Consider the following 25717-nt stretch of genomic DNA (forward strand, 5'->3'; position numbering starts at 1 on the left):
ATGGAGAATGAATTTCAGTCATCCAAGCCGATTTATCTGCAGATTGCCGATCGTGTATATTACCGGCTGATCCGAAGTGAGCTTTCACCGGGGGACAAACTGCCGTCCGTAAGGGAGATGGCCGTACAGATGAAAGTGAACCCGAACACGATACAAAGAACGTACAGTGAAATGGAAAGGCTGGGGATCGTGGAGACGAGAAGAGGACAGGGAACCTTTATAGCGGAAAGATCCGATCTGAAAGCGGAGCTGAAAGACAGGCTGACAAAAGACGTTTTCAAACGCTTTATTCAGGAAATGGCGGAACTGGGGTTATCTCCTGAGGAAATGCTCGACGGGATCAAACAATATGCGGAGGAAGCAAACGATGAATCTTGATTTTGAACGCGTAACAAAAAAATACGGCCGCAGGCTCGCGGTCAGCGATGTATCATTTTCATTGTCTCCGGGTAAAATCTACGGAATTTTAGGGCCGAACGGAAGCGGGAAATCAACAACGCTTAAAATGCTTGCCGGGCTTGCGTTCCCGACATCGGGCGCCGTCCGGATGGGAGACTGCGCAGTAAGCAGGAACATGCTGTTTCGTACAGCATATTTAACCGAACATGATATGTTTTCCGCCCGGACGACTGTCGGTGATATGCTCACATTTTATCATTCGCAATTCCCGGATTTTCAGCTGGAAAAAGCACATAACCTATTAACGGAAATGAATCTTTCAGCGAAGCAGAAGATAAAAGAGCTGTCCAAAGGCAGCCGGGGCAGGCTGAAAATCGTTTTGGCCCTGTCGAGAAAAGCATCCGTCATTCTGCTGGATGAGCCGTTTTCAGGTCTTGATCCGGCGGTCAGAGAGTCGATTGTCAACAGTCTCGTATCTTATATTGATTTTGACAGCCAGATCGTCGTCATCGCCACACATGAGATCGGCGAGATTGAGACGCTGTTAGACGAAGTGATGGTTTTCATAAAAGGGGAAATCGCTGAACGGCGCGAGGTCGAAGAAATTCGGGAACAAGAAGGAATGTCCGTGCTGCAATGGTACAGAAGCGTCATGCAGGCGCACGAAATAGAAGGGGGATTCTAATTGGAAACGGTATTAGAACTGCAACAGGTAAAGAAAACGATAAAAGGACGAACGATTATTCATGATCTGAGCTTCTCCGTCCGGGCGGGCGAAGTGTTTGGATTTTTAGGGCCGAATGGAGCGGGGAAAACCACTACGATCAGAATGATGGTCGGATTAATGAAACTGTCTCAGGGAGACATCGTAATCTGCGGAGAATCCATTACGAAAAACTATGCAAAAGCGGTCAGGCACGTCGGGGCCATCGTGGAAAACCCGGAGCTGTACAAATTCCTGAGCGGCTATAAAAATTTACAGCAGTACGCAAGGATGGTAAAAGGCGTTACGAAAGAAAAAATAGATGAGGTCATCGAGCTCGTCGGGTTGCAGGATAGAATACATGACAAAGTAAAAACCTACTCTCTCGGAATGAGACAGCGTCTCGGCCTTGCCCAAAGCCTGCTGCATAATCCTAAGGTGCTGATTCTGGATGAACCGACAAACGGCCTTGATCCCGCGGGCATCAGGGAAATCAGGGACCATCTGAAAAAGCTGACACGTGAAAAAGGAATGGCTGTCATCGTCTCAAGCCATCTGCTGTCAGAAATGGAGTTAATGTGCGACCGAATCGGCATTCTGCAAAAAGGGGAGCTTGTCGATATTCAAAAAGTAAGGGATGAAGGAAAAGAGGATAAAGATACATACTTCTTCCATATTGAACAAAGAGAAGAGGCTCTTGCCGTTCTGAGTCAGTTTGACTGTGTGAAGAAGACAAACGGCATTGAGATCAAGCTGTCAAAACAGGAAGTGCCTGATGTGATATCACTGCTCGTCCGTGAAAACATCCGCTTATATGAAGTGAAAATCATGACAAAATCTTTGGAAGACCGTTTCTTGGAAATTACCGGCGGGACGAAAGAGGAGGTTCAATATGTTTAAGCTGATCTATAATGAATGGATAAAAATTTTCAGCCGCGTCGGCACGTGGGCTATGATTGTAATTTTAGGCGTTTCGATGATCGGTTTTGCGCTTCTGTCAAACCATTTCACCTCCAGCGAAGCCAATCCGAATTGGAAACAGGAGCTCCAGGCTGAAAACAAAGAAATGAAACAGCAGATGAAGGAAACCGGAAATCAGACTCTCATTGATAACCTGAAACAGAATGTCGCGATAAATCAATACCGTATGGATCATAACATCCCCGAGGATACAGGGTACACAGTGTGGTCATACGTAGCTGATTCTTCGATGATGACTGTTTTGACCGGGCTGTTTACGATTATCATTGCCGCAGGCATCGTGGCGAATGAGTTCAACTGGGGGACGATCAAGCTGCTGGCTATCCGTCCGCTCAGCCGTTTTCAGATTTTGTTATCTAAATATATGACGGTGCTGCTGTTCGGACTGCTGATGCTTGTGATTTTATTTGCCGGCTCCGCTCTGTTGGGATTGGTCTTTTTCGGTACAGGCGGAGATACTGCGGCTGATGTTCATCTCGTATACAAAGACGGCCATGTTTTTGAGCAAAATATCATCGCTTTCCTCGCTAAAACATATGTCTATGAATCTGTCTCCGCTTTTATGCTTGCGACGATGGCGTTTATGCTGTCTGCGGTATTCCGGAACAGCTCGTTAGCAGTCGGATTTTCTATTTTTCTATTGGTTATGGGGAACACGGCGACGGTATTTCTTGCTGCGAAATTTGAATGGACCAAATATATTTTATTTGCGAACACGGATTTGTCGCAATATATGAACGGGACTCCTTTAGTAGAGGGGATGACGATGACATTTTCGGTTGTGATGCTTGTGATTTACTTCGTTATTTTTCTGGCGCTCGCATTCGGCGTCTTCTTAAAACGCGATATTGCCACCTGATATAAAAAAGCTGTTTTGCCTTTGCAAAACAGCTTTTCGTTTTAGATGAAAAAAAAACCTGCCGGCGTACACCGGCAGGTTTTTTAAACAATTTATGCTTTTGTTACGTTAGCAGCTTGTGGTCCGCGGTTTCCTTCAACGATTTCGAAAGAAACAGATTGGCCTTCTTCTAAAGTTTTGAAGCCTTCGCCTTGAATAGCAGAGAAGTGAACGAATACATCGTCTTGACCTTCTACTTCGATGAATCCGAATCCTTTTTCAGAGTTGAACCATTTTACTTTACCTTCTAACATGAAATTTCCTCCTAAAGCGACATAACGCTTAAATTCACTATTCTTGCTCTAAAACAAACTTCCAAGACGAAAACTCTTACAAAACTTTCTTCTTAAAGATAGTTCGAACAAAAATAATTACCTTTACTCTACCAGTAATTCGAAGAAAAAACAACTGCTAAATGTAACTTTTTTCGAAATAACATGTTTTAAGAGGAGAACGCTCTGATACGGAAATCTGATTTGAGACTAGAACAGCCCATTTTCAGCTGATAAAAACCGCTTTACAGCCTCTTAAGGAAGCAATTGACAACCCTTTTTTAAATCGGTATTGTATGTAATCATGAGCCCGAATATCATGGTGCAGCCTCTGTACATAAAAATAGATAGGGAGTAGGTCAACTTGAACCTGCGGCTTATAAACAGTCTGTTTCTTTTCATTTTGATCATATCACTTACTTCATGCCATTATCCTGACGGGAACCGGACAATTACTATCGGGATCAATGAATCTGATCAATCGATCTGGGAGTTTGTCGCGGAAAAAGCCGGTGAGGAAGGATTGCAGCTTTCTTTGGTAACGTTTTCGGATTATGCCGAGGCCGATTTGGCGCTTGCCGGCGGGGATCTCGACGCCAATGCGTTTCAATCCGTTTCTTATTTTCAATCTTTGCCGCCTCATGTGAAAAAGAAGCTGGCTCCTTTAGGAACGACATATGCGGCATCGCTGGGGGTGTATTCCAAGCAACATAAACGGCTGAAGGATATACCGGACGGAGCGGTCATTGCCGTGCCTGGTGAAGCGGCGGACTTCGGAAGGGCGCTTTTTCTCATGCAGGAGGCCGGACTGATGACATTGAAAAAGGGATTCACCGGTACGGGTTCAACTGATATGATCAAGGACAACCCGAAGCATCTGACCTTAAAAACGGAAACAAAAAAGAACGCATATCAGGCGGCGGAACATGCTGACGCAGCAGTTCTCAGTCAAAGCGAGGCGAAAAGAGCAGGATTTCATGCGGAGAAGGACGCGCTGATCCGATCGGCGCAAATGAAGGAAGCGTATATTCATCTGATCGCCGTCAGGGCTGAGGATAAAGATGATGAACGGATGCAAAAACTCCTGTCTTTGTATCAATCAGATGATACCGCGGCGTTTATTGAAAAAGAATATGAGGGCAGCCTGATTCCTGTTTTCCTGAAAGGCGGCTTTCTCACTGAAAAGAAAGAATGATTTCCTCTTCGGGCGATCATTCTTTTTTTTCAGTGCTGCACACTTGATTGCGCCCTGATGTTTTCGCTTTGTACAGCATCCGGTCCGCGATCAGGGGCAATGTCTGAGGATCCGATGTATTTGTCGGATAATGCGCGATGCCGAGGGAAACGGTCACGGGAATTGTATCTCCGCTCGTCAGCAGAATCGGGTTCGCGTCAATCGTGTGCCTGATTTCTTCTGCGAGGTGAAGCCCTTTTGTATACGTGCAATTGGGCATAAGCACGGCAAATTCTTCGCCGCCGATGCGGGCTGACGGGTCAGAACTGCTGAGTAAGAACCTCAGACGCGTCCCCAGTTCTTTCAGTACTCGATCCCCTTCATAATGGCCGTATTGATCATTGATCTGCTTAAAGTGATCAATATCCAAATAAATAAGCGCGAGCTGAGACGAGGGGGATTGAGACGCCCGATCGTACAGAACGCGCGAGACTTCCTCGAATTTTCTCTTATTAAAAATCCCCGTCAGAAAATCATAATTCGCTTGAAACTTGTATTGCTTGAACAAAAGGCGGGCATCGGCTTCGTGTTTGATGATATACAGCGACAGCATTCCGCCCAAGGTGGAAATAAGCCAATAATAAACGAGGGCCCCGGCAGGCTGTTCAGGCATAAGAAACAGCAGCGTCAGGGTGAAAATAACATTTGAAAAAAGCAGCATAACGAACGCCATTTTGTGATCCGGCTTTTTTCCTCTGAGGACGGCCGCAGAAAGTATCGCAATAACCCCGACGGCGGCGATGGAAAAAATGGCGCTTGTATTGAAATTGATCAGGATACGGCCTGCGACGATAATCGCAAAGGCGGCTGCCGTAGACACCCAGCCTCCGTAAAGAGCGGCGATGATAATGGGGATATTTCTGAGATCAATGATGGAATCGGAGTAAGAAAAGCCGAAAGCAATCAGAAAAACCCCTAAAAGCCCGCAGACCGTCCCCTTCAGTAATTGAAAGATCAGACGGTCTTCTTTATACGAAAGCGACTCTTTAAAAAGAAGGGTGAAGAGATAATTAAATGTAATTAAAATCGTTAAATTAAGAAACAGTTCCTTCAGCATAACAATCACCCTTATATAAGTTACTAGAGAAAGGGTGGAAAGAAAAGAGAAAAGTCTATAAAAATACATATTTTGTCAATTCTTACTTGACCGATCGGAATTCATATAATATAGTGTTAAAGGATAATGAGCAAGGGAGTGTTTACCTGTTTTGGAGAATTTATTTATAGTCTTACATGTTTTCATTATGCTTTTGCTTATAGCAGGTCTGTTTGTCATGCAAAAGAAACACGTTTCCTTTTCTAAACGTGTCTTTACCGCGCTCGGACTAGGCATTGTATTCGGTTTTGCACTGCAATTGATTTACGGGCCGGCTTCACATATCGTGACACAAACGGCCGATTGGTTTAATATTGCCGGCGGCGGTTATGTCAAATTGCTTCAGATGATCGTCATGCCGCTAGTCTTTATTTCTATTCTCGGCGCATTTACGAAGCTGAAACTGACCCATAACATCGGGAAAATCAGCGGACTGATCATCGGAATTTTGATCGCTACGACAGCAATTGCTGCGGCAGTCGGAATTGCTTCGGCGCTATCCTTTGATCTGAAAGCCGTTCATATCGACCAGGGAAGCACCGAGTTATCAAGAGGCCAGGAGCTGCAGCAAAAATCTGAGGATATGACGGCCAAAACGCTGCCTCAGCAAATCGTTGAGCTTCTGCCGGGAAATCCGTTTCTTGATTTCACGGGGGCCAGACCGACTTCCACCATCGGAGTCGTTATTTTCGCCGCTTTCCTCGGCATCGCTTTTCTGGGCGTGAAACGGAAACAGCCGGAGCACGCTGCGACTTTCAGCGGAATTGTCGATGCGGTATACGCGATTATTATGCGCGTCGTGACATTAATTTTAAGACTGACGCCTTACGGGGTATTGGCGATTATGACAAAGACGATCGCGACAAGCGACATCGACAGCATTACGAAACTGGGGATGTTTGTGATCGCTTCATACGCCGCGCTTATCGTCATGTTTATCATTCACTTGCTGCTGATTACGTTCAGCGGTTTAAATCCGATCACATACGTGAAAAAAGCATTTCCTGTCATGGTGTTTGCGTTTACGTCCCGCTCAAGCGCAGGGGCTTTGCCGCTCAATATTAAAACACAAAAAAGCATGGGCGTCCCGGAAGGAATTGCGAACTTCGCCGGTTCATTCGGCTTATCGATCGGTCAAAACGGCTGTGCCGGCATTTACCCGGCGATGCTCGCGATGATGATTGCGCCGACATTAGGGCAAAACCCGTTTGAACCGGGATTTATCATCTCCGTCATCGCCATCGTGGCAATCAGTTCATTCGGTGTAGCAGGCGTGGGAGGCGGCGCGACATTTGCGGCTCTGCTCGTCCTATCCGCTTTGAACATGCCTGTCGCGCTTGCCGGGCTGCTCATTTCAATTGAGCCGTTAATTGACATGGGGCGCACCGCCTTAAATGTCAGCGGCAGTATGACCGCAGGGCTGTTAACAAGTAAAATGACGAAGGAAACCGATACCGCGGTGTACAATGATTCCTCAATCGTCATTGAAGCTGAAGAAGCTTAAAACGAGGTTCATTCTCTTATAGAAAAATAATAGATAGAGCGCTAAAACGAAAAAATCCTTCATCGTTGAACGAATGAAGGATTTTTTCGTTTCTAATGATTTCCGGGTTCAATTTCTTCCAGCATATTCATCACGGTGCTGTCATTTAAAACATTTACCGCGCTTTCTTCGAAGTGAATCGGCTCGGTATAGTGAGGCTTCGGCGAAGTTTCTTTACTGCGGCTGCGGTCTGCCTGTCCGTCCGTATGGGATGAGCCGGAGTGATTGCGGGAAGTCTGCTCATGCTGCTGTCCGCCGGATTCCCCGCCGAAAGCCTGTTTGATCAGCTCGGCAGGCTGTAATGAGCCGGTTTGTGAATGCCGGGCTTTGTCCGTGTGCTGCTGTCCGCCGGATTCCCCGCCGAAAGCCTGTTTGATCAGCTCGGCAGGCTGCGTGGAGCCGGTTTGTGAATGCCGGGCTTTGTCTGTGTGCTGCTGTCCGCCGGATTCCCCGCCGAACGCCTGTTGAATCAGCTCAGCAGGCTGCATGGAATGTGTACCATCTTTATGCTGCATTCGGCCTGAAACCATTCCGGAGATTTTCCGGCGGATTTCGGGTGATAAAGCTGCAATCAGAATCGATGATCCGATCAGCAGCGCTGTCGGGCTGACGCCGCTTTTTTTTCTGAACAAGTTAAATCCCTCCTCATTCAATTGATTACGCTTACCTTTCCCTTTCCTTCTGATATTTATCCAAACCGCTCAGAATGCAAACGGCGTGCATAAATCCCGCCGAATAGAAAAACCTATACGTAAAGTGAGAAAGGAGGAATTCACATGATAAAAAAGCAAGCAGTTATCTCTGCCCTTCTTCTGCCGATGCTGATTACCGCAGGGTGCAGTATGGGGAACCAGGGAGAAGGAAAACGAAATGACAACCGCACCCAGAATGTAAATTACCGCAACACGCCTAACGACGGTGCGACAAATATGAATACAGTGAACCGTCATAACCAAAACACCGATCACAATGACAATCGTAACCTGAGAGTGGCTGATAAAGCCGCCGACAAGGTGACTGATTTAAAAGAGGTTAAAAATGCGACTGTGATCGTTGCCGGAAACAGCGCTTATGTAGCCGTTGTTTTGACAAACGGACAAAAAGGCGCCATCGCCAACCATTTAAAAAATAAGATTACCGATAAGGTGAAATCGGCCGATAAACATGTCCGGACTGTATATGTATCAGCGAACCCGGACTTCGTTGAACGTATGCAAGGCTACGGAAAACGAATCCAAAACGGACATCCTGTATCCGGTCTGTTTGATGAATTCGGCCAAATGGTGCAGCGTGTATTCCCAAACCCCAATAAATAAATGAATGGAAAAGCCGCATTTGATGCGGCTTTTTTATTTTATCTGCCGTCACGACCCAGCGCTCCTGAGCATAAAGTAAAGAATGAGATGAAAATTAAAGGATCGGGGAGGGGAGCTTGTTTGCATGACGGCATGGGGAAACGGGCGGCATTCACTCTGATCCTGTGCGGAGTCCTTGTCATATTGGCTGTCAGTTCAGCCGTTTCAGTAAGTATGATGTACGTCCTGTCAGGCCAAAACAGCCGCTCTGTTCCGACGAAGGAACAAGTGACTGAACACATGAATAAAGAAATTTACAAACATACAGCGATTTACTATACGGCGGATGAAAAACCGCTCTTGGATCTGACCAAGCTTACCCTGGACCACGCAAAGCGTATCAATCAAATCATTGTCGGCTATAAAGGTGCAGCGCCACTTGAACTCATTTTCTTTTCGGATGAAGCTGAAATGGAGCAATATTCAGGATTGAAAAATGTAGTCGGTTTTTATTCAGAACAGGAGCAGATGATGGGGCTTTTGCCTGAAGAGAAAAAACAGCTTTTGAAAAAAGATGAGCTGGCCGTTTTCATGTATAAGCAATTGATTATACATGAATATACACACTACGCCTTTCATCAAAAAACGCGGCAATTGGGGACGGATACGTCTGTATTTCCGCTTTGGTTTCATGAGGGGCTGAGCGAGTGGGTCGCGCATTATGATGTAGTCATTGATCCGATTGCATTTTCCGTCGTGCCGTTTGATCAATTAACGACCGACCGAAAATGGCAGAAATCGCGTATGGAATATGAAACAGATGTCTATTTGCAAAGCTTCTATATGATAAAGGACTTAACCGAAACATTCGGAGAAGGCATTATCTTAACCATTATCAACAAAACCGCCGAAACACAGGATTTTGAAAAAGGCTTTGAAGCGGCTACGAAAGAAAGCCTGAAACAATTTGAACATGATTTCACAAAAGCATATGAAAAAAAGAAAACGGCATTGGAGAGTCAGGTTTCCAACGCCGTTTTTTAATCAATGGAGGTTTTGCTGCTGCTGTCCCATTTGTCCTTTAATCGGAGGCATTTGCGGCTGTCCCTGGGCCGGTGCAAATGAATTCAGCATAGTCTGCATATCTTGTGCATTGAGCTGAGGAACCTGATAATAACCGTGTTTATTTTGGTATAAGAAGATTTCAAACGCCATTTCGACATATTGCTGAATTTGCGCGGAGAGCACTCTTCTTGTGACGGGATTGGTCATTTCAAGCGAGCTCATCGTCAAGAGAGAAGCTTGAGCTTTAATCAGGCCGAGCATATGGCCGCTGATCCCGAGATCTTTGACATCATTTAATGATTGATTCGGTTTTTTCGGCTGAGTCGGTTTTATACCGTAGACGGCCTGGTTCTGTTCCTTCATCATATATGTCGACGTTTCCTGAGAAGGCTTTTGGCCGGTCTTAAAGCATTCTGCCGTCAGATTATAGAGTCCGAGAATGAATTGATACTGGCGGTCAAGGATGTCGGCCAGCTGCTGATCCTGTATAAACTGTCTGAGCATCATAAATTGATCCAAAACACCGACTGTTCCGGCCAGCACTTCATGCATATCGAAAAGCTCATGTCCTCCGTGATTCACTTGCGGTGAACCCGGGATCCCCTGATTTACTGGCGGCTGCTGCTGATTCTGCTGCTGTTCCACTGGTTGTTTTCCTCCTTCATGTCAAATCATCATTAAGATGTGAAAAAAGCCGATCCGTTATACATCAAGACCTATTTCGTTACGTGGGGATTATTTACTATTTTGCGCCAACGAAGACAATCTTTACAAAAAAGTGATGTGATTTTTAAGAAAATAAGCTAACGTATTTCTTAGAAGACAGGGGGGAAATGAATGAAGAAAATAAGGGGTATGCGTCTTTCGTGCTGTCTGCTGACGGTTTGTTTTATGATGTTCAGCGTGAAAGATGCGGAAGCAATCGGACAAGCAGGATCACTGAATGAAGCTGGAACGGATAAAGCGTATAAAGAACGGCAGACTGAAGACTCCGGCCGTGTCCCGCTCAGAATCATCAGCATGAATGATCTGCACGGAAAAATTGATCAGCAATATGAGCTTGACCTTAACGGAGACGGTAAACCGGATGGCACTTTCGGGCGGATGGACTACGCCGCAGCGTACATTAAAAAGGCGAAAGCCGAGAAAGAACACGCCCTCGTGGTACATGCGGGCGATATGATCGGGGGCAGCTCTCCCGTGTCAGCCCTTTTTCAGGATGAACCGACAGTAGAACTGATGGAAGACATCGGTTTTGATGTCGGAACTGTCGGCAATCACGAATTCGATGAAGGAACGAATGAGCTTAAACGGATCATCAATGGAGGAGATCATCCGGACGGTAAGGGGACAAGCGATTATGACGGCCAAAATTTCCCGCTCGTCTGCGCCAACTGTAAACTGAAGTCAGGGGAGTCCTTTCTGCCGCCGTATGAAATCAAATACGTTTCGGGAATTCCGGTCGCATTTATCGGGGTTGTAACCAGATCGGCGGCAGGCATGGTCATCCCGGACGGAATTAAAAATATTACGTTTACGGATGAGGTAAAGGCTGTCAATGACGCCGCCGCTGACCTGAAGAAAAAAGGAATTAAAGCAATCGCCGTGCTCGCCCATATGTCTGCTGAACAAAATGGCTCAGCCATCACGGGAGAATCCGCAAAGCTTGCAAGCGGAACAGACTCAGAGATTGATGTGATTTTCGCCGCGCACAATCATAAAGTCGTAAACGGAGAAATCGACGGCAAGCTGATCGTGCAGGCATTTGAATACGGAAAAGCAATCGGAATCGCCGATCTTGAACTTGATAAAGAGTCGAAGGATATCGTGAAAAAATCAGCGGAAATCCAATATATCGATCAAAGTAAAATCAAGCCTGACCCGGCTGCGGCAGGCATATTAAGCAAATATGAAGAGAAAGTGAAACCGATTATCAGCGAAACGGTCGGGGAAGCGGCCCATGATATAACGGGCGGATATTCAAATGACGGCGACACGGCGCTCGGAAATCTGATTGCCGACGGTATGAAAGCGAAGATGAAATCCGATTTTGCGCTTATGAATGGAGGAGGCATCCGGGACGGCTTAAAAAAAGGGCCGATCACATGGGGAGACCTTTATAATGTACAGCCGTTCGGCAATGTGCTGACGAAGCTTGAAATCAAAGGAAAAGATTTGCGGGAGATCATTAACGCGCAAATTTCTCCGGTGTACGGACCGGATTACAGCATCAGCGGATTTTCCTATACATGGAACCCGGAAACCGGACAAGCGGTTGATATGAAAATGGCGGACGGTACAGACATACAGCCCGAAAAAGGATATACAGTAACAGTCAATCAATTTATGGCGACGGCAGCGGGGGCAAAATACGGTCCGATCGGGAAACTCGGCAAGAATCCGGTGACGGGGCCTGAGGATTTGGAAGCGACAGCAGACTATGTCAAAAGCTTTTCCGCACCGATTTCTTATCAGACCGACGGCCGCATCCGCAAGGCATCAGCCGCCGAAACACCTGATGACACCGGCAATCAGCCGGGAAGCGGGGAAACACCGGGCGGCACCAGGCCTGATAAAGGAGAAAAACCTCAAGCGGAAAAACCCGCTAAAAAACCGGATGCAGCAGAACAGCCTGATCAAACCAAAAAACCTAAACGTCCTGTCGTAAAAGAAACAGCATCTGATACAGTGCAGCCAATTCCCGAATCCCGTCCGGCGTCTGCCGCAAATTCGAAACAAAGCACAGAACAGACTGAAAGCGGCACACAAAAAGGCCGCCCATTGCCTGATACTTTAGCGGGCAGCCATCAGACGGCATTGGCCGGACTGGTGATCACGGGTGCCGGCGTATATTGGCTTTTCAGAAAGAAAAGGGGAACCCGCACACGATGAACAAACTGAAACATATTCCGCTTCTCGTCATCATCGTCGGTATCATCATCACATGTTACGGAAGCTGGAAGATCATTGATTCACATATGAAAACGAACCAATCGCTTGAAGAAGCAAAAAAAGCAACAGAACCTGTCTTGGAAAAGAAAAAAACAAAAAGCGCTGTGCTGACACAGCGCAAAAAAGAATTTCACCCCGAAACGGGTGAGGCAAGCGGCATTTTAGAAATCCCTGAAATCGACGCTGAGCTCCCGATCGTCGAAGGGACTGACGCAGATGATTTAGCAAAAGGCGTCGGACATTATAAGGACAGCTATTATCCGGGCGATCACGGCCAAATTGTGTTATCCGGCCACAGGGACACGGTGTTCCGCCGGACCGGCGAACTGAAAAAAGGAGACAGACTGAACGTGATTTTGTCTTACGGCACGTTTTCTTATAAAATCAGCCGTACAAAAATCGTCAGCCGGGATGATACATCTGTCATCACCCTTCAGCACAAGCGGGAGGAACTGATCCTGACCACTTGCTATCCGTTTTCTTACATTGGAAATGCGCCGAAACGATATATTATATATGCCGACCCGGTTTAAGAAAAATACGTTTCGGTAAAATGAGCCAGATCAGCCGGCATCGGCGCCTCGGCAACGATTTCTTCTCCTGAGATCGGATGGACGACACTGACTTTTTTGGCGTGAAGCGCCTGCCTGTGAAACAGCGTCCTGCTTCCGCCGTACAGCTCATCGCCCGCCAACGGATGGCCGATGCTTGCCATATGCACCCTGATTTGATGTGTTCTCCCGGTTTCCAGTTCAAGCTCTGCCAATGTAAGCTGCGCACCGGGATGATAGCCTTTCACTTTGTAATGGGTGACGGCGGCTTGTCCGCCGGGTGAGACGCGCCGTCTGACGGAATGTGACCTGTCGCGGCCGATCGGCGAGTCAACCTTGCCTTTTTTAGGCGTCACTTTTCCTTCCGCCGCGGCGATATAGGTGCGTTTTAATGTTTTGGTTTCGAGCTGACGGTCAAGGATTGCATGGGCCAGGCGGTGTTTCGCGAAAACGACCGCGCCTGACGTGTCACGGTCAAGACGGTGAACGTGGCGCACTTTCGCCTGCTCGCCGTTGATTTGAAAATGGTAAGCGATCAGGTTGCTGAGGGTGCCGGTCTGACCCTCTTCATTTGGATGAGTCGGCATTCCCGCCGGCTTATTTGCAATCAGCATATGATTGTCCTCAAATAAAATGTCCGGCTCTCCGTATTCAGGAGTCACCGAAGAACCCGTTTTTTCCTGAAGATCAATGAATAAGCGATCTCCGGTCTTCAGTATGATATTGTTTTTCGGAGATGTCCGATTGACCTGAATGCTTTCTTGGTTCATCCATTCCGTAATTACGGGTTTTGACGCCTGGAATTCAGATTTCAGGACTGAAAACAGCCATTGTCCGGCGTGCTTTTCCGTAATCAGGAGTTCCAGACCGCGGTCATTTTGTTTCATTTCATAAAGCTCCTTTTCAAGCGGAAAGCGGCTGTTTCAATAGGAAACACTTACCTTAGCTTTCGCGTTTTTTTCTATGCTATTCTTGATAAAGATTAAGGATATTCACATGGCAAGAAAGGTGATTGATGTGAGAATTGTGAACGCAGCGACTGACGGACAAGAAAGCGCGATACAAGAGCTTTCCTCTGAATTGTTTCAAAATGTCTTTCCTCTTTATTTCTCCGAACTGGAAATTCAGCGCTTTAAAAAAAGGGGCGTATTATCATTACAAAACCAACGTTACCAAGGAACTTTAAAAGAAGCGTTTCAAATTATGGCTTGTCTGCAAACGGTACATATCATGCTGTCAAAGCCGCACCTGGTATATGACGTCAAAGAGCGGGCGCTGTTTGATAAAAATTGCACTTTGCTGAACGAATGCGGAATGAATTTTCCGTTTACCTATGATGATTTCGAGACAGGTGCCGGATCAGAAGCCTGCGGTCGCAGAAGGCTGATCTGACGGGTGTAAAGAGCCTTTTTACAGGCTCTTTTTTGCTTCTTTGACATGATACCACAATTTCTTTCCTCTAACTCCCTTTATATTGAGACAAATCCCCGAGCATAATAAATGTCGAAAGGGGTGCTTTACAATGAGTTCAATCAAACAATCAATGACTACCCACGTGGCTACCGTTTCTCCCAATCAAACGATCCAGGAAGCGGCTGCGCTGATGCACCAGCATAATGTCGGAGCAATTCCCGTCGTTGACGGAGGGGAATTAAAAGGAATGCTGACAGATCGTGATATCGCATTGAGAACAACGGCTCAAGGCCGCGACGGCCAAACACCTGTTTCACACGTGATGTCTTCTGCAGTTGTATCCGGAAACCCGGAAATGAGTCTTGAAGAGGCGTCACATCTGATGGCCCAACACCAAATCCGCCGCCTTCCCATTGTCGATCAAAATCATCTGGTCGGGATCGTTGCGCTTGGAGACTTAGCGGTCGATCAGCGTTCAAATGAGTCTGCGGGAGCAGCTCTTTCCAATATTTCCAGTCAAAACACACAGTAACGGATGAAGAGAGCTTGCACTTATGCAGGCTCTTCTTTCCGTCAGAATGTTACATTTTGAATGCGAAAGAAATTCACGGTATAGTGTATACATAGGTCAGTACGTTTAGCTAAAGGAGCTGTAACCATTGATAAAAGCATTAATCTTTGATTTTGACGGGTTAATTTTAGATACAGAAACCCATGAATATGAAGTGCTGCAGGAAATGTTTGAAGAACACGGTTCAACATTGCCTTTATCCGTCTGGGGAAAGGTGATCGGAACGGCCGCGGGGTTTAAGCCGTTCGCATATTTAGAGGAGCAGCTGGGAAGAAAGCTCGATCATGATGAACTGACGGCGATCAGGCGCGGGCGCTTCGAACAGCGGATGAAGACGGAAACGGCGCGCCCCGGGGTGGAGGCTTATTTAGCCGCGGCAAAAGAATTAGGATTGAAGGTGGGGCTCGCTTCCAGCTCAGATTTTAAATGGGTGTCGGGTCATCTGAAGGAATTAGGCCTGTTTGATGAATTTGAAGTGATTCAGACGGCTGACGACGTAGAAGAAGTGAAGCCGAATCCGGAGCTCTATCTGAAAGCTGCGGAACATTTAGGCGTTGAACCATCTGAATGTCTGGCCTTTGAGGATTCGGTCAACGGCTCAATCGCAGCCAAACGGGCCGGCATGAAATGTGTCATCGTCCCGAATAAGGTAACAAGCGCCCTGTTATTTGAAGAGTACGATCACAGACTGGAATCGATGGCTGAAATGGAACTTGAATTACTCTTAAAGCGATTGAACGATCAAAACGAACCGGCAGGGGGAAGCAGCATTGTCTGAGAAACTTGATCTGACCCGTTTTGAAAAGAAAATGGTCATACGGAATATGGAAGAGAAAGATATTAACAAAATTATTGAGCTGCAAAAGGATTGTTTCCCGGGGATGGAGCCGTGGGAGCCTGAGCATTTAATCAGCCATCTCGCGCACTTTCCGGAAGGTCAGTTTTGCGCGGAGTATGAAGGGGAAATTATCGGTTCATGCTCAAGCCTGATCATCAATTTCGATGAATATGATGACCGCCACACGTGGCAGGACATTACAGACGACGGTTATATCACGAATCACAACCCGGACGGATTGAATCTGTACGGGATTGAGGTAATGGTTCACCCGGAATACAGACGGATGAAAATCGGACACCGGCTGTATGAGGCGAGAAAAGACTTGGCGAGACGATTGAATCTGAAAAGTATCATTATCGGCGGGCGGATTCCGAATTATCATAAGTATGCGGAAGAAATGACGGCGAGAGCCTATGTCGAACAGGTGACGCGCCATCAGATTTATGATCCGGTGCTTTCTTTCCAGCTGATGAACGGATTTACGCTCATGCGGATCAATCCGAATTATCTCCCGGATGACACCGCGTCCATTAAATATGCGACATTAATGCAATGGAACAATGTCGATTACCTGCCGCAGTCGAAGCGCTATTACAAATCGGCATTTCCGGTGCGCATCTGTGTCATTCAATATGAAATGAAAAAGATTTACTCCTTCGAGGAATTTGCCAATCAGGTTGAATATTATGTCGATGTGGCTTCCGATGCGAGATCTGATTTCGCGGTGTTCCCGGAAATTTTCACGACGCAGCTCATGTCATTTCTCGAGGAGCGTTCTCCGAGTCTGGCCATTCAGAGGATTACCGAATATACCGAGGACTATATCAGCCTCTTTACAGATCTCGCGGTGAAATATAACGTCAACATCATCGGCGGCTCTCACTTCGTTGAAGAAGAGGGGAAAATTTATAACATCGCCTACTTATTCAGACGTGACGGCACGATTGAAAAACAATATAAGCTTCACATTACGCCGAATGAGCGGAAATGGTGGGGCATCAGCGCCGGAGACAGGGTGCGCGTATTTGATACGGACTGCGGAAAGATCGCCATTCAGATCTGTTACGATATCGAATTTCCGGAACTTGCGAGAATTGCCGCGGATCAAGGGGCGAAAATTATCTTTACGCCGTTCTGCACTGAAGACCGCCAAGGCTACTTGCGCGTAAGGTACTGCTCTCAGGCGAGAGCGGTTGAAAACCAAATTTACACCGTCATCTCAGGTACGGTCGGAAACCTGCCGCAAACAGAAAATATGGATATTCAATACGCGCAGTCAGCCATTTTTGCTCCGTCGGATTTTGAATTTGCCAGAGACGGAATCGTCGGTGAAACGAATCCGAATATCGAAATGGTCGTGATCGGGGACGTGGACCTTGAAATCTTAAGAAGGCAGCGTGAAAACGGAACCGTGCGCCAGCTGAAAGACCGGCGCAAAGATATTTACCGGATTACGCACCTGAAATAAAAAAACGCCCGCTCCGCTTAAGGGGCGGGTTTTTTTATAAAAACACTTGCACCGGCCCCGGTTTCGGGATATGCTCTTGTAGCCCTTTCGCTTTCTGGGAGAAAGCGTTTTTTTAATTGCCGCCGCTTTATTGACTCGCCCATGCCGCGCCTTTATATTCTTATTAAGAGGAAAACTTCACCAAGAGAATCGGCGTCAGAAGCCGGGCAGCTTTCGATACAGTGCAATGATATTGAAAGGGAGATGAGCGGGGTGGAACATGTACAAAAAAATCAGTCACTCAAACAAAAGGATAAAGAGCTGATTTGGCACGCGATGAAAGGGGCGGAGCCGGATGACAGCATAATCGTCCAAAAAGGGGAAGGCGCCTGGGTTACGGATATTGACGGCAGACGGTATTTGGACGGCATGTCAGGACTGTGGTGCGTCAATATCGGATACGGGAGAAAGGAGCTTGCCGATGCGGCTTACAGCCAATTGAAGGAGCTTCCTTATTATCCGCTGACCCAAAGCCATCAACCCGCGATTGAGCTTGCGGAAAAACTGAATGAATGGCTCGGCGGCGATTATGTGATCTTCTTTTCCAACAGCGGATCGGAAGCAAATGAAACCGCGTTCAAAATTGCCCGCCAATACCACATTGAAAACGGCGATCACAGCCGCTTCAAATTCATCTCCCGGTACAGAGGCTATCACGGCAATACGATGGGGGCGCTCGCCGCTACCGGCCAGGCGCAGAGAAAATATAAATATGAGCCGCTCTCACAAGGTTTTTTGCACGCGGCGCCGCCTGATCTTTATCGGAATCCCGGCGATGCCGTCACATTGGAAAGCGCGCATGAAATCGACCGGATCATGACGTGGGAGTTAAGCGAAACGATTGCCGGCGTTATTATGGAGCCGATTATTACAGGCGGAGGGATACTGATGCCCCCGGACGGGTATATGGCAAAGGTAGAGGACATTTGCTGCCGCCACGGCGCGCTTCTGATCAGTGATGAAGTCATTTGCGGTTTCGGCCGCACGGGAGAGCCGTTCGGATTTCAGCATTACGGCGTTTCACCGGACATCGTCACAATGGCAAAAGGCATTACGAGCGCTTATCTGCCGCTGTCGGCAACGGCGGTAAAACGGGAGATTTTTGAGGCGTATTCGGGCGGTGAGCCGTACGGCCGCTTCCGGCACGTGAATACATTCGGAGGCAATCCGGCAGCCTGCGCCCTGGCTTTGAAAAACCTGCTATTGATGGAGGACGAAAATCTGATCGCCCGCTCCCGGGAGCTTGGAGAAAGGCTGCTCCGTGAGCTTGAGCCGCTCAGAGAACATCCGGCGGTCGGAGATGTACGAGGCAAGGGCCTTCTTACCGGCATTGAGCTCGTCAAGGACAAAATCACGAAGGAACCCGCTGATGCCGCCCTTGTGCAGCACGTCATCACCGCGTGCAGAGAAAAAGGCCTGCTTGTCGGGAAAAATGGTGATACTGTAGCGGGATATAATAATGTCATTCAGCTGTCTCCGCCTTTTTGCCTGTCGGACGAGGAGCTCTCTTTCATCATTTCGACCGTCAAGGAAAGCGTGATGAGCATTGATTTTTAATGTAAAGGAGTAAAACATGAGTTTTCACAACCAGCAGATTCTACCGGCTATCCGGAACATGAAGCAATTCGATGCATTTTTAGAGAGTCCGTTCTTATACGGCGTCATTTTAGATATCCACCTTGGTCAATTAAAAGGTGTCGTGAATGAAGCAAAAAAACACGGAAAACTTCTGATGGTTCACGTCGATTTAATTCACGGCATTAAGCATGACGAATACGGTGCGGAGTTCATTTGTCAGGATATCCGGCCCGCGGGCATCATTTCGACGAGATCATCAGTCATCGTCAAAGCGAAACAAAAGAAAATATACGCGATCCAGCGTCTGTTTCTCTTGGATACGAGCGCCATGGAGAAAAGCATGGAATTCGTCGGAAAGCATAAACCTGACTTTATCGAGGTTCTCCCGGGCATTGTTCCGACTTTAATCAGAGAAATTAAAGAAATGACGGGAATTCCTATTTTTGCCGGCGGCTTCATCCGCACGGAGCAGGACGTTGAAAACGCCTTGCAGGCAGGAGCCACGGCCGTGACGACTTCAGACACCGAACTATGGGCTAAATATGAACATTCTATGACAAAAAAAGATTGACACCGCTTACACCCATTGTTACAATAGACCTAGGTTAATACTATGTGATGGAGATCCGGAGACCCACAACAGCTCTTTACGGAAGCAATAAAGCGTAAAGCGGTTTGTTGTGGGTTTTTTATTCTCTATAACTCTGTCAAACCTGCTATTTTGTCATTTAGGAGGAATGATGATGACAGCATTTTGGGGAGAAGTAATCGGTACAATGCTGCTTGTTATTTTCGGCGGCGGCGTTTGTGCGGGAGTCAATTTAAAGAAATCGCTTTCATACCAATCCGGATGGATTGTTATTGTATTCGGCTGGGGATTGGGAGTAGCCATGGCGGCATATGCCGTCGGCAGCATCAGCGGCGCCCACTTGAATCCGGCTTTAACGATAGGCCTTGCGCTTGAAGGCAGCTTTCCTTGGAAAGAGGTCCCTGTTTATATTGCGGGACAGATGATCGGAGCAATGATCGGTGCGGTTGTTGTGTTCCTTCATTATCTGCCGCATTGGAAGGCGACGGATGATCCGGCCGCTAAACTGGGCGTTTTCTCGACCGGCCCGAGTATTCCTCATACATTTGGGAATATGATAAGTGAAGTCATTGGTACGTTTGTGCTTGTGCTCGGCATTTTGGCAATCGGAGCGAATGAATTTACAAAAGGGCTGAACCCGCTGATTGTCGGATTCCTCATCGTTGCCATCGGAATTTCTCTTGGAGGGACGACCGGATATGCGATCAACCCTGCGCGGGATTTGGGGCCGAGAATCGCTCACGCCTTTCTGCCGATTCCGAAAAAAGGGCCGTCAAATTGGAAATATGCCTGGATTCCCGTAGTCGGTCCGATCATGGGCGGTGCGTTCGGCGGCGTATTTTACAATGCCGCGTTTAAAGGAAATGTGACACCTAGCTTTTGGTTTGTAAGCGTTATAATGGTTGTAGTACTTTTCATACTCTATATTTATACCAAGAAATCTCAATCACAGAAAACATTATCAAATTCTAAATATATTTAAAAAGGAGAGCGGCATCATGGAGACCTATATTTTATCAATTGACCAAGGCACAACAAGTTCAAGAGCGATTCTTTTTAATAAAGAAGGAAAAATCGTGCATTCCGCTCAAAAGGAATTCACACAGCATTTCCCTCAGCCGGGCTGGGTGGAGCACAATGCGAACGAAATCTGGGGATCGGTGCTCGCCGTTATCGCGACTGTGATCTCCGAGTCCGGAATCAGCGCTGATCAAATTGCCGGCATCGGCATCACGAACCAAAGGGAAACGACGGTCGTATGGGATAAAGATACCGGAAAGCCGGTATACAATGCGATTGTGTGGCAATCGAGACAAACATCCAGCATTTGCGAAGAGCTTCGTGAAAAAGGATATAATGATACATTCAGAGAAAAAACGGGACTTTTGATCGACCCTTATTTCTCAGGAACGAAAGTCAAATGGATTCTTGACAATGTAGAAGGCGCGCGGGAAAAAGCGGAAAACGGAAATCTTCTGTTCGGAACGATTGATTCATGGCTCATCTGGAAAATGTCCGGAGGGGCGGCGCACGTAACGGATTATTCCAACGCTTCAAGAACGCTGATGTTTAATATACATGAATTAAAATGGGATGACGAGCTGCTTGATATTTTAGGCGTGCCGAAATCAATGCTGCCGGAAGTGAAACCGTCTTCTCATGTGTACGCGAAAACGGTTGATTATCATTTCTTCGGTAAAAATATTCCGATTGCGGGAGCGGCCGGAGACCAGCAGTCTGCGCTGTTCGGTCAGGCGTGCTTTGAAGAAGGCATGGGGAAAAACACATACGGCACAGGCTGCTTTATGCTGATGAATACCGGAGAAAAAGCCATCACTTCTGATCACGGCCTTCTGACGACAATCGCCTGGGGATTAGACGGAAAAGTCGAGTATGCACTGGAAGGAAGCATCTTTGTCGCAGGTTCTGCCATCCAATGGCTGAGAGACGGCATGCGGATGTTCCAGGATTCAAAAGAAAGCGAGACATACGCAGAGCGTGTGGATTCCGCTGACGGTGTTTATGTCGTGCCCGCTTTCGTCGGATTAGGCACACCGTACTGGGACAGCGACGTGCGCGGCTCAGTTTTCGGCCTGACACGCGGAACGACGAAGGAGCATTTTATCCGGGCTACGCTTGAATCTCTCGCTTATCAGGCGAAAGATGTGCTTGATGCCATGGAGGCTGATTCAGGTATCTCTTTAAAAACATTGCGTGTAGACGGCGGAGCGGTAAAAAATAACTTCCTCATGCAGTTCCAGAGCGACTTGCTTGATGTACCGGTCGAACGTCCGGAAATTAATGAAACGACGGCGCTCGGTGCTGCGTATTTGGCCGGAATCGCTGTCGGCTACTGGAAGGACAGCACTGAAATCGCTGATCAATGGAACCTTGATAAGCAATTCAAACCGGAAATGGAAGATGAAAAACGCGATGAATTGTACGGCGGATGGAAAAAAGCAGTAAATGCAGCTATGGCTTTTAAATAAGATAAAAATGTGGTATACTGAAAACAAGTTAATAGGAACGGTCCTGAGATGAGGAGAGACCACAGCACCAAAGTGATGACATGCGCTTTGGCTGTTGTGGTCTCTTTTTCTATACCGTGACAACAAGGAGGAAACGTAATGATGAATCACCAATTTTCAAGTTTGGAACGGGATCATATGCTGGAAGACATGACTAAAAAAACATACGATCTGTTTATTATAGGCGGAGGTATTACAGGTGCCGGCACGGCGCTTGACGCAGCTTCAAGGGGAATGAAAGTCGCTTTGAGCGAAATGCAGGATTTCGCGGCCGGCACATCAAGCCGATCCACAAAGCTTGTCCACGGCGGTTTGCGTTATCTGAAGCAATTTGAAGTCAAAATGGTTGCAGAAGTCGGTAAGGAACGTGCCATCGTGTACGAAAACGGCCCGCACGTCACGACGCCGGAATGGATGCTGCTTCCGTTTCATAAAGGCGGCACGTTCGGTTCATTCTCTACTTCCATCGGCCTGCGTGTGTATGACTATTTAGCGGGAGTAAAAAAATCAGAGCGCAGAAGCATGCTGTCTGCTAAAGAAACGCTGCAAAAAGAGCCGCTCGTCAAAAAAGACGGCTTAAAAGGCGGAGGCTATTATGTAGAGTACCGGACGGACGATGCGAGACTGACGATTGAAGTCATGAAAGAAGCCGTTAAATTCGGTGCGGAGCCTGTCAACTATTCTAAAGTGAAAGAACTGCTTTATGAAAAAGGAAAAGTTGTCGGCGTTTTAATTGAGGATCTGCTGTCAGGCAAGGAATACAAAGTTTACGCCAAAAAAATCGTCAATGCGACAGGTCCGTGGGTCGACGAGCTGAGAGAAAAAGACCATAGCAAAAGCGGAAAACATCTTCAGCACACAAAAGGGGTCCATCTTGTATTCGACCAATCCGTATTCCCGCTTAAACAGGCGGTGTACTTTGATACGCCGGACGGCCGGATGGTGTTCGCCATTCCGCGTGAAGGAAAAACATACGTGGGTACGACCGATACGGTTTACAAACAAAAACTTGAGCATCCGCGCATGACGGTGCAGGATCGCGATTATGTCGTCAGCTCCATCAATTATATGTTCCCGGAACTGAACATTACGGCGGACGATATTGAATCAAGCTGGGCCGGCCTCAGACCGCTTATTCACGAAGAAGGGAAAGACCCGTCTGAGATCTCCCGTAAAGATGAAATCTGGACATCTCAATCAGGCCTGATTACGATCGCCGGAGGAAAACTGACGGGCTACCGTAAAATGGCTGAGCACATTGTCGATCTTGTCCGCGACCGCTTGAAAGAAGAGGGCGGCCAGGACTTCGGCGGCTGCAAGACGAAGACGATGCCGATTTCTGGCGGACATGTCGGCGGCTCTAAAAACTTCGAGTCATTTGTGGAAGCAAAGACAAAAGACGGCTTGAAAATCGGTTTATCACAGGAAACGGCTAAGCAGTTAGCCATCAGATACGGCTCTAACGTTGAAAATGTATTCAGCCGGATTGAAGGTCTGAAAGACGAAGCGGAAAAACGTCAGATTCCGGTTCACATTTTGGCGGAAGCGGCTTACAGCATCGAAGAAGAAATGGCTGCGACACCTGCCGATTTCTTCGTCCGCAGAACGGGAAGACTGTTCTTCGACATCAAATGGGTGCAAACGTATAAAACGGCCGTGATTGATTACATGAGCGACCGATTCCAATGGAATGACGAAACGAAAGAAAAACACACTGAGTGGTTAAATACGCTGCTGCACGACGCGGTTGTCCCGCTCGAACAATAATAACCGGAGGGCTGTGCCGAAAAGGCATGAGCCCTTCTTTTATCTGTTTACATAAAGCATTTGGTTAAGTTATCAAGTGACACGGGCAGCCGCTTCATATTAAAATATGGTCATAAGCTGAAATTATAGGAGGACGAACATGAGTTGGAGTAAGAGTTACGAACGCTGGAATCAGGCCGAACAATTAGATTCAGAATTGAAAAAATTATTGGCGGACGCAGAAGGAAACGAGCAGCTGCTGGAAGATTTTTTCTACAAAAATCTTGAGTTCGGAACAGGAGGCATGAGAGGAGAAATCGGACCGGGTACGAACAGGATGAATATTTACACGGTCCGCAAAGCATCCGCCGGACTTGCGGCGTATATCGCGAAACAGGGGGAAGACGCGAAAAAAAGAGGGGTTGCGATCGCATACGACTCCCGTCATAAATCTCCTGAGTTTGCGATGGAAGCTGCAAAAACTCTTGCTTCCCAAGGCATTCAAACATACGTATTTGATGAGCTCCGCCCGACGCCTGAGCTGTCTTTTGCGGTGAGAAAGCTGAACGCTTATGCCGGTATCGTCGTGACGGCCAGCCATAACCCGCCTGAATATAACGGATATAAAGTGTATGGCGATGACGGCGCACAGCTGCCGCCGAAAGAAGCGGACATCGTCATTGCGGAAGTGAATGCCATAGAAAATGAATTAACGATTCAAGTTGAAGATGAACAGTCACTGAAAGAAAAAGGTTTGATTAAAATAATCGGTGAAGAAATTGATAAACCGTATACTGAAGAACTGACTTCCATCTCCGTACATCCCGAGCTTTCGGATGAAGTGGATGTCAGCGTCGTGTTCACTCCGCTGCACGGCACGGCAAATAAACCGGTGCGCCGCGGTCTTGAAGCACTCGGTTACAAAAACGTCACCGTCGTAAAGGAGCAAGAGCTGCCGGACCCGGATTTTTCAACCGTCAAATCGCCGAATCCGGAAGAGCACGCGGCATTCGAATATGCCATTAAACTCGGAGAAGAACAAAACGCTGATATTCTCGTCGCTACGGACCCGGATGCCGACCGTCTCGGCATTGCCGTAAAAAACAGCGAAGGCAAGTACACAGTGCTGACGGGAAACCAGACAGGCGCGCTTTTATTGCATTACCTGCTTTCCGAGAAGAAAAAACAGGGCGCCCTTCCTGAAAACGGTGTCGTCATGAAAACGATTGTCACGAGCGAATTGGGCCGCGCCGTCGCTTCATCGTTCGGATTAGATACGGTTGACACGCTGACAGGCTTCAAATTTATCGGTGAAAAGATCAAAGAATATGAAAAATCAGGCCAATACACGTTCCAGTTCGGGTATGAAGAAAGCTACGGCTACTTAATCGGCGATTTCGCGCGTGACAAAGACGCGATCCAGGCTGCGCTGTTAGCCGTCGAGGTATGCGCCTTTTATAAAAAGCAGGGCATGTCGCTTTATGACGCGCTGCTGTCCATTTTTAAAGAATACGGATATTACCGTGAAGGCTTGAAGTCATTGACGTTAAAAGGAAAACAGGGAGCCGAGCAGATTTCCGCTATCCTGACTTCCTTCCGAAACGATCCGCCGAAGCAGATGGCCGGAAAACAAATCACGCAGGCTGAAGACTATTCAACGGGAAAACGGACTGTATTTGCCGATCATCATGAAGAGGATATTAATCTGCCGAAGTCAAATGTCCTGAAATATTTCCTTGAAGACGGCTCTTGGTTCTGTCTTCGTCCATCGGGAACGGAGCCGAAAGTGAAGTTCTATTTCGCCGTGAAGGGAACTTCTTTACAAGACAGCGAACAGCGTCTTGCCGCATTATCTGAAGCCGTCATGAAAACAGTGGATGGCATAGTGGAAAAAACGAAATAAACAACAAACCGCCGGAAGCGACATCCGGCGGTTTTTTTATACGCCTCATCCG

Annotated in this window: 25 protein-coding genes; 20 read left to right on the forward strand and 5 right to left on the reverse strand. The window is 47.3% G+C overall.

The genetic code is table 11. The features are described from left to right. From BXO87_RS00375 to BXO87_RS00390, 4 genes are read left to right on the forward strand one after another with little or no spacing between them, the layout of a single operon-like run. Positions 1–378 (forward strand): GntR family transcriptional regulator, encoded by a 378-nt coding sequence (locus BXO87_RS00375; RefSeq protein WP_025650314.1) that lies wholly within the window; start codon positions 1–3, stop codon positions 376–378. Then, positions 368–1084 carry an ATP-binding cassette domain-containing protein gene (locus BXO87_RS00380; protein WP_038457404.1) on the forward strand — a complete coding sequence of 239 codons (717 nt, stop codon included), beginning with the start codon at positions 368–370 and terminating at the stop codon, positions 1082–1084. The genes BXO87_RS00375 and BXO87_RS00380 overlap by 11 nt, the downstream gene beginning before the upstream one ends. Beyond that, the gene (locus BXO87_RS00385) at positions 1085–2002 is read left to right on the forward strand and encodes an ABC transporter ATP-binding protein (RefSeq protein ID WP_012117151.1); all 918 of its coding nucleotides are present in this window, start codon (positions 1085–1087) and stop codon (positions 2000–2002) included. Beyond that, entirely contained in the window at positions 1995–2942 is a 948-nt protein-coding gene (locus tag BXO87_RS00390) for an ABC transporter permease (RefSeq protein ID WP_003155377.1), read from the forward strand. Before BXO87_RS00385 ends, BXO87_RS00390 begins: the two co-directional genes overlap by 8 nt. 92 nt (positions 2943–3034) lie before the next feature. Here the strand turns inward: BXO87_RS00390 and cspB are convergent, their stop codons facing one another. Then, complete coding sequence (gene cspB / locus BXO87_RS00395; protein WP_003155376.1) at positions 3035–3235, reverse strand: cold shock-like protein CspB; 201 nt, start codon at positions 3233–3235, stop codon at positions 3035–3037. A 382-nt stretch (positions 3236–3617) separates the two neighbouring features. On the opposite strand from cspB, the gene BXO87_RS00405 reads away from it, so the two are divergent. Continuing rightward, positions 3618–4448 (forward strand): MetQ/NlpA family ABC transporter substrate-binding protein, encoded by an 831-nt coding sequence (locus tag BXO87_RS00405; protein WP_038457405.1) that lies wholly within the window; start codon positions 3618–3620, stop codon positions 4446–4448. A 16-nt stretch (positions 4449–4464) separates the two neighbouring features. Here BXO87_RS00405 and BXO87_RS00410 read toward each other — a convergent pair whose 3' ends face one another. Next, positions 4465–5544, reverse strand: a complete 1080-nt coding sequence (locus BXO87_RS00410; RefSeq protein WP_038457408.1) for a GGDEF domain-containing protein — start codon at positions 5542–5544, stop codon at positions 4465–4467. Between the two features lie 151 nt (positions 5545–5695). Here BXO87_RS00410 and BXO87_RS00415 point away from each other — a divergent pair, with 151 nt between their 5' ends. Continuing rightward, positions 5696–7087, forward strand: coding sequence for an L-cystine transporter (locus BXO87_RS00415; protein WP_038457411.1), 1392 nt, complete (start codon positions 5696–5698; stop codon positions 7085–7087). A gap of 92 nt (positions 7088–7179) precedes the next feature. Here the strand turns inward: BXO87_RS00415 and BXO87_RS00420 are convergent, their stop codons facing one another. Then, the gene (locus tag BXO87_RS00420; RefSeq protein WP_038457414.1) at positions 7180–7758 is read right to left on the reverse strand and encodes a hypothetical protein; all 579 of its coding nucleotides are present in this window, start codon (positions 7756–7758) and stop codon (positions 7180–7182) included. Between the two features lie 144 nt (positions 7759–7902). On the opposite strand from BXO87_RS00420, the gene BXO87_RS00425 reads away from it, so the two are divergent. Further along, positions 7903–8442, forward strand: a complete 540-nt coding sequence (locus BXO87_RS00425; protein ID WP_003155362.1) for a YhcN/YlaJ family sporulation lipoprotein — start codon at positions 7903–7905, stop codon at positions 8440–8442. A 120-nt stretch (positions 8443–8562) separates the two neighbouring features. Further along, complete coding sequence (locus BXO87_RS00430; protein WP_038460673.1) at positions 8563–9465, forward strand: hypothetical protein; 903 nt, start codon at positions 8563–8565, stop codon at positions 9463–9465. Here the strand turns inward: BXO87_RS00430 and BXO87_RS00435 are convergent, their stop codons facing one another. After that, positions 9466–10131, reverse strand: coding sequence for a spore coat protein (locus tag BXO87_RS00435; protein ID WP_007610275.1), 666 nt, complete (start codon positions 10129–10131; stop codon positions 9466–9468). A 192-nt stretch (positions 10132–10323) separates the two neighbouring features. On the opposite strand from BXO87_RS00435, the gene BXO87_RS00440 reads away from it, so the two are divergent. Further along, entirely contained in the window at positions 10324–12378 is a 2055-nt protein-coding gene (locus BXO87_RS00440; protein WP_038457417.1) for a bifunctional metallophosphatase/5'-nucleotidase, read from the forward strand. Beyond that, positions 12375–12971 carry a class D sortase gene (locus tag BXO87_RS00445; protein WP_032874231.1) on the forward strand — a complete coding sequence of 199 codons (597 nt, stop codon included), beginning with the start codon at positions 12375–12377 and terminating at the stop codon, positions 12969–12971. The genes BXO87_RS00440 and BXO87_RS00445 overlap by 4 nt, the downstream gene beginning before the upstream one ends. Here the strand turns inward: BXO87_RS00445 and BXO87_RS00450 are convergent. Continuing rightward, positions 12968–13876: an RluA family pseudouridine synthase gene (locus tag BXO87_RS00450; protein WP_038457420.1), complete on the reverse strand. Its 909-nt coding sequence runs from the start codon at positions 13874–13876 to the stop codon at positions 12968–12970. The genes BXO87_RS00445 and BXO87_RS00450 overlap by 4 nt on opposite strands. A gap of 109 nt (positions 13877–13985) precedes the next feature. On the opposite strand from BXO87_RS00450, the gene BXO87_RS00455 reads away from it, so the two are divergent. The 10 genes from BXO87_RS00455 to BXO87_RS00500 all read left to right on the forward strand — a co-directional run bounded on the left by BXO87_RS00455 (position 13986) and on the right by BXO87_RS00500 (position 25665). Further along, positions 13986–14381, forward strand: a complete 396-nt coding sequence (locus BXO87_RS00455) for a DUF5365 family protein (protein WP_076851072.1) — start codon at positions 13986–13988, stop codon at positions 14379–14381. A 130-nt stretch (positions 14382–14511) separates the two neighbouring features. Next, a complete protein-coding gene (locus BXO87_RS00460) occupies positions 14512–14934 on the forward strand; it encodes a CBS domain-containing protein (RefSeq protein WP_007408449.1) in 423 nt (140 codons plus the stop codon). A 127-nt stretch (positions 14935–15061) separates the two neighbouring features. Further along, complete coding sequence (locus tag BXO87_RS00465; RefSeq protein WP_038457423.1) at positions 15062–15751, forward strand: HAD family hydrolase; 690 nt, start codon at positions 15062–15064, stop codon at positions 15749–15751. Beyond that, the gene (locus BXO87_RS00470; protein WP_007408451.1) at positions 15744–17282 is read left to right on the forward strand and encodes a bifunctional GNAT family N-acetyltransferase/carbon-nitrogen hydrolase family protein; all 1539 of its coding nucleotides are present in this window, start codon (positions 15744–15746) and stop codon (positions 17280–17282) included. The genes BXO87_RS00465 and BXO87_RS00470 overlap by 8 nt, the downstream gene beginning before the upstream one ends. Positions 17283–17525: 243 nt before the next feature. Continuing rightward, entirely contained in the window at positions 17526–18878 is a 1353-nt protein-coding gene (locus BXO87_RS00475) for an aspartate aminotransferase family protein (RefSeq protein ID WP_139337712.1), read from the forward strand. A 16-nt stretch (positions 18879–18894) separates the two neighbouring features. Beyond that, positions 18895–19470 carry a glycerol-3-phosphate responsive antiterminator gene (locus BXO87_RS00480; protein ID WP_007610287.1) on the forward strand — a complete coding sequence of 192 codons (576 nt, stop codon included), beginning with the start codon at positions 18895–18897 and terminating at the stop codon, positions 19468–19470. Positions 19471–19642: 172 nt separating this feature from the next. Further along, the gene (locus BXO87_RS00485; RefSeq protein ID WP_038457426.1) at positions 19643–20470 is read left to right on the forward strand and encodes an MIP/aquaporin family protein; all 828 of its coding nucleotides are present in this window, start codon (positions 19643–19645) and stop codon (positions 20468–20470) included. 16 nt (positions 20471–20486) lie between these two features. Further along, positions 20487–21977, forward strand: a complete 1491-nt coding sequence (glpK, locus tag BXO87_RS00490) for a glycerol kinase GlpK (RefSeq protein WP_032874246.1) — start codon at positions 20487–20489, stop codon at positions 21975–21977. A gap of 138 nt (positions 21978–22115) precedes the next feature. Beyond that, a complete protein-coding gene (gene glpD / locus BXO87_RS00495; RefSeq protein ID WP_003155341.1) occupies positions 22116–23783 on the forward strand; it encodes a glycerol-3-phosphate dehydrogenase in 1668 nt (555 codons plus the stop codon). A gap of 139 nt (positions 23784–23922) precedes the next feature. Further along, positions 23923–25665, forward strand: coding sequence for a phospho-sugar mutase (locus tag BXO87_RS00500; RefSeq protein WP_038457427.1), 1743 nt, complete (start codon positions 23923–23925; stop codon positions 25663–25665). The last annotated feature ends 52 nt before the right edge of the window (positions 25666–25717 follow it).

Origin of the sequence: Bacillus sp. GZB, from assembly GCF_001975995.1 — a bacterium.
Taxonomy (GTDB): Bacteria; Bacillota; Bacilli; order Bacillales; family Bacillaceae; genus Bacillus; species Bacillus velezensis.

Coding starts and splice junctions, on each gene's coding strand:
- BXO87_RS00375 (WP_025650314.1), top strand. CDS start 1: ATGGAGAATGAATTTCAGTCATCCAAGCCGATTTATCTGCAGATTGCC.
- BXO87_RS00380 (WP_038457404.1), top strand. CDS start 368: ATGAATCTTGATTTTGAACGCGTAACAAAAAAATACGGCCGCAGGCTC.
- BXO87_RS00390 (WP_003155377.1), top strand. CDS start 1,995: ATGTTTAAGCTGATCTATAATGAATGGATAAAAATTTTCAGCCGCGTC.
- cspB (WP_003155376.1), bottom strand. CDS start 3,235: ATGTTAGAAGGTAAAGTAAAATGGTTCAACTCTGAAAAAGGATTCGGA.
- BXO87_RS00410 (WP_038457408.1), bottom strand. CDS start 5,544: ATGCTGAAGGAACTGTTTCTTAATTTAACGATTTTAATTACATTTAAT.
- BXO87_RS00425 (WP_003155362.1), top strand. CDS start 7,903: ATGATAAAAAAGCAAGCAGTTATCTCTGCCCTTCTTCTGCCGATGCTG.
- BXO87_RS00440 (WP_038457417.1), top strand. CDS start 10,324: ATGAAGAAAATAAGGGGTATGCGTCTTTCGTGCTGTCTGCTGACGGTT.
- BXO87_RS00445 (WP_032874231.1), top strand. CDS start 12,375: ATGAACAAACTGAAACATATTCCGCTTCTCGTCATCATCGTCGGTATC.
- BXO87_RS00450 (WP_038457420.1), bottom strand. CDS start 13,876: ATGAAACAAAATGACCGCGGTCTGGAACTCCTGATTACGGAAAAGCAC.
- BXO87_RS00455 (WP_076851072.1), top strand. CDS start 13,986: ATGGCAAGAAAGGTGATTGATGTGAGAATTGTGAACGCAGCGACTGAC.
- BXO87_RS00460 (WP_007408449.1), top strand. CDS start 14,512: ATGAGTTCAATCAAACAATCAATGACTACCCACGTGGCTACCGTTTCT.
- BXO87_RS00475 (WP_139337712.1), top strand. CDS start 17,526: ATGAGCGGGGTGGAACATGTACAAAAAAATCAGTCACTCAAACAAAAG.
- BXO87_RS00480 (WP_007610287.1), top strand. CDS start 18,895: ATGAGTTTTCACAACCAGCAGATTCTACCGGCTATCCGGAACATGAAG.
- BXO87_RS00485 (WP_038457426.1), top strand. CDS start 19,643: ATGACAGCATTTTGGGGAGAAGTAATCGGTACAATGCTGCTTGTTATT.
- glpK (WP_032874246.1), top strand. CDS start 20,487: ATGGAGACCTATATTTTATCAATTGACCAAGGCACAACAAGTTCAAGA.
- glpD (WP_003155341.1), top strand. CDS start 22,116: ATGATGAATCACCAATTTTCAAGTTTGGAACGGGATCATATGCTGGAA.
- BXO87_RS00500 (WP_038457427.1), top strand. CDS start 23,923: ATGAGTTGGAGTAAGAGTTACGAACGCTGGAATCAGGCCGAACAATTA.